The sequence below is a fragment of the Pseudomonas sp. genome, assembly GCF_026224925.1.
Lineage (GTDB): Bacteria > Pseudomonadota > Gammaproteobacteria > Pseudomonadales > Pseudomonadaceae > Aquipseudomonas.
This window is the reverse complement of the sequence record NZ_JAMFRV010000620.1, coordinates 1-3,754: the sequence shown is the minus strand read 5'-3', so window position 1 is coordinate 3,754 and position 3,754 is coordinate 1. Positions and strand designations below refer to the sequence as shown.

General features: G+C 55.5%; 3 protein-coding genes. 1 reads left to right on the top strand and 2 read right to left on the bottom strand.

The features are described 5' to 3' along the window. Positions 1 to 1,923: excinuclease ABC subunit UvrA (uvrA, locus tag M0974_RS25845; protein ID WP_297843786.1), on the top strand; the 1,923-nt coding region annotated here is incomplete at its 5' end. Between the two features lie 70 nt (positions 1,924 to 1,993). Here uvrA and bfr read toward each other — a convergent pair. After that, positions 1,994 to 2,458 carry a bacterioferritin gene (gene bfr, locus M0974_RS25840; RefSeq protein ID WP_297843783.1) on the bottom strand — a complete coding sequence of 155 codons (465 nt, stop codon included), beginning with the start codon at positions 2,456 to 2,458 and terminating at the stop codon, positions 1,994 to 1,996. A gap of 156 nt (positions 2,459 to 2,614) precedes the next feature. Beyond that, on the bottom strand, positions 2,615 to 3,754 hold a 1,140-nt coding region (locus M0974_RS25835; RefSeq protein WP_297843780.1), incomplete at its 5' end, for a catalase.

The window sequence follows — 3,754 nt, the reverse complement described above, 5'->3', positions numbered from 1 at the left end:
GGCTGGGACCGGCGCAACGTTTATTACTTCCAGATGCTCGGTTCCCTGGCAAGTCACTACGGCTTCAGCCTGGAAGTGCCGTTTAATGAGTTGCCTGCTGAGCAGCAGAAGATTCTTCTGCACGGCAGCGGCACGCAAAACGTCGACTTTAAATACCTCAATGATCGCGGCGACATCGTCAAGCGGGCTCACCCGTTTGAAGGCATCGTGCCCAACCTTGAGCGGCGCTATCGCGAGACTGAGTCGGCTACGGTTCGCGAAGAGCTGGCCAAGTTTCTCAGCACCCAGCCTTGCCCGGATTGTCGCGGCACGCGCTTGCGTCGAGAGGCGCGTCATGTGTGGGTCGGCGAAAAAACCCTGCCTGCTGTGACAAACCTGCCAATCGGCGATGCCACTGAATACTTCGCTACGCTAAAACTTACGGGTCGACGCGGCGAAATTGCCGATAAGATTCTCAAGGAAATTCGCGAGCGTCTGCAGTTTCTGGTCAACGTCGGACTCGACTATTTGTCTCTGGACCGCAGCGCCGACACGTTGTCTGGCGGTGAGGCTCAGCGTATCCGTCTTGCCAGCCAAATTGGCGCCGGCTTGGTAGGCGTTCTGTACATCCTCGATGAGCCGTCCATCGGCCTGCATCAACGGGATAACGACCGCTTGCTGGGGACACTCAAGCATCTACGCGATATCGGTAATACGGTGATCGTGGTCGAGCACGATGAAGACGCTATTCGTTTGGCGGACTACGTGGTCGATATCGGCCCTGGTGCAGGTATCCACGGCGGACATATTGTCGCCGAGGGCACGCCGGCCGAAGTGATGGCGCATCCTGATTCACTGACGGGCAAATATTTGTCGGGGCGGGTGAAGATCGAAGTGCCAGCCAAACGCACGCCGCGCAATAAGAAGCTGTCGTTGTCGCTCAAAGGCGCGCGTGGCAACAATTTGCGTAACGTGGATCTGGAAATCCCGATTGGCTTGCTGACGTGTGTGACCGGTGTATCCGGCTCAGGCAAGTCGACGCTGATCAACAACACCCTGTATCCACTGAGCGCCACGGCCCTTAACGGCGCCACGACACTTGAAGCGGCCGCTCACGACAGCATCGACGGCTTGCAGCATTTGGATAAGGTTGTGGACATCGACCAAAGCCCAATCGGGCGGACGCCACGCTCGAACCCAGCGACCTACACCGGTCTATTCACGCCGATCCGCGAGCTGTTTTCCGGCGTGCCGGAGTCGCGTTCACGAGGGTACGGCCCAGGCCGTTTCTCGTTCAACGTGAAAGGGGGTCGTTGCGAAGCGTGTCAGGGCGATGGCTTGATCAAGGTAGAGATGCACTTTCTGCCGGACATCTATGTGCCTTGCGATGTATGCAAGAGCAAGCGCTATAACCGTGAAACGCTTGAGATCAAATACAAGAGCAAGAACATCCATGAAGTGCTGGAATTGACCATTGAAGAAGCTCGTGTGTTCTTCGATGCCGTTCCTGCCTTGGCGCGCAAGCTGCAAACGCTGATGGATGTGGGTCTGTCATATATCAAGCTGGGGCAATCTGCGACCACGCTGTCTGGTGGCGAGGCGCAGCGGGTCAAGCTGTCGCGCGAGCTGTCCAAGCGTGATACCGGCAAGACCCTGTATATCCTCGATGAGCCGACTACTGGTTTGCACTTCGCGGATATTCAGCAATTGCTGGACGTGCTGCATCGTCTGCGCGATCACGGCAATACAGTGGTGGTGATTGAGCACAACCTGGATGTGATCAAGACGGCAGACTGGCTGGTGGACTTGGGACCTGAAGGCGGCTCCAAGGGCGGTCAGATCATCGCCTGCGGCACGCCGGAGCAAGTGGCTGAGATGGAGCAATCGTATACCGGGCACTACCTCAAGCCATTGCTGCTTCGGGATAAAGCCAAAACGGTGTAGTGCGTTGCGCTATTAAAAAACCCCCTGTCGCATCGCTGCGGCAGGGGCTTTTTACTGAGTGGCTACCGAATCAAAACTGCGATTGCAGGTAATTTTCCAAGCCAATCGATTTGATCAGACCAAATTGCTGCTCCAGCCAATAGGTATGATCTTCCTCGGTGTCTGCCAGTTGAATGCGCAGAATGTCGCGGGTGACGTAGTCCTTGTGCAGCTCACAGAGGGCAATGCCTTTGCACAGCGCGGCACGAACCTTGTATTCAAGGCGCAAGTCACTGGCGAGCATCTCAGGCACTGTGGTGCCTACATCCAGATCATCTGCGCGCATGCGCGGAGTGCCTTCGAGCATCAGAATTCGGCGCATCAATGCGTCGGCGTGCTCTGTCTCTTCCTGCATTTCATGGTTGATACGTTCGTAGAGCTTGGTGAAGCCCCAGTCTTCGTACATCCGCGAATGGATAAAATACTGATCACGCGCCGAGAGTTCGCCGGTCAGCAGCGTGTTGAGGTAGTCGATTACTTCTGGGTGACCTTGCATCGCCCTAAATCTCCCTGCTTTAAAGGTCCTAGTTTGGACCACGCAGAGGATAAGGTCACTTAAGAAAAGACAATATAATAAGAAAATTCTGCGAAAGTCGGACAACTGGTTGCGAAAAACCGCCCAAATGAGGGCGGTTCTGTTTATCACTTAGAATCAGCCCAGTTGAACGCCCAGTGCTTTGGCAATGCCTTCGCCATACGCAAATTCCGCCTTGTAGAAATACTGCAACTGACGCTGAACGACGTCGCTGGTTACCCCAGCCATCGAGCATGCGATAATGCAGATCAACAACGATTTCTGCTCTGCACTCATCAGGTTGAAGAGCGCGCCTGCATGGCTGTAGTAATCAGTGTCCTCGCGATGATCGTAGCGCGTTGCTGCACCGCTCAGCGCCAAAGCTGGCTCCGCGTAGGCCGGCGCTTGTTTCGGAGCGTCTGCATAGCTGTTTGGCTCGTAGTTAGGCGTTCCACCCCCGTTGTCGCCGAAACGCATGGCTCCATCACGCTGATAGCTGTGAACAGGATTTTTCGGTGCGTTGATCGGCAATTGCTGGTGGTTGGTGCCGATGCGATAGCGATGTGCGTCGGCATAGGCAAATACCCGGCCCTGCAGCATGCGGTCCGGTGACAGGCCAACGCCCGGGACCATATTGCTTGGACCGAACGCAGCTTGTTCGACTTCAGCAAAGTAATTTGCCGGGTTACGGTTCAGTTCAAGCTCGCCGACTTCGATGAGCGGATACTCTTTTTGCGACCAAGTCTTGGTGACGTCGAACGGGTTCTCGTGATGAGCACCGGCCTGAGCTTCAGTCATGATCTGGATACACACCTGCCATTTCGGAAAGTCGCCTCGCTCGATGGCAGAGAACAGATCGCGCTGCGCGTAATCGGGATCAGTACCGGCCAAACGAGCCGCGTCTGCCGGGGCGAGGTTCTTGATCCCCTGCTTGGTTTTGTAATGCCATTTCACCCAGTGACGCTCGCCATTGGCGCTAATCAGGCTGTAGGTGTGGCTACCAAAGCCGTGCATGAAACGATAGCCGTCTGGGATTCCACGGTCCGAGAACAGAATGGTGACCTGGTGCAGCGCCTCAGGAGAGTGTGACCAGAAGTCCCAAACCATCTGACCACTTTTTAAGTTGGTCTGCGGCTGACGCTTTTGCGTGTGAATGAAGTCAGGGAATTTCAGCGGGTCACGAATGAAGAACACTGGAGTGTTGTTGCCAACGATGTCCCAGTTACCTTCTTCGGTGTAGAACTTGACGGAGAAACCACGCGGATCGCGCTCGGTATC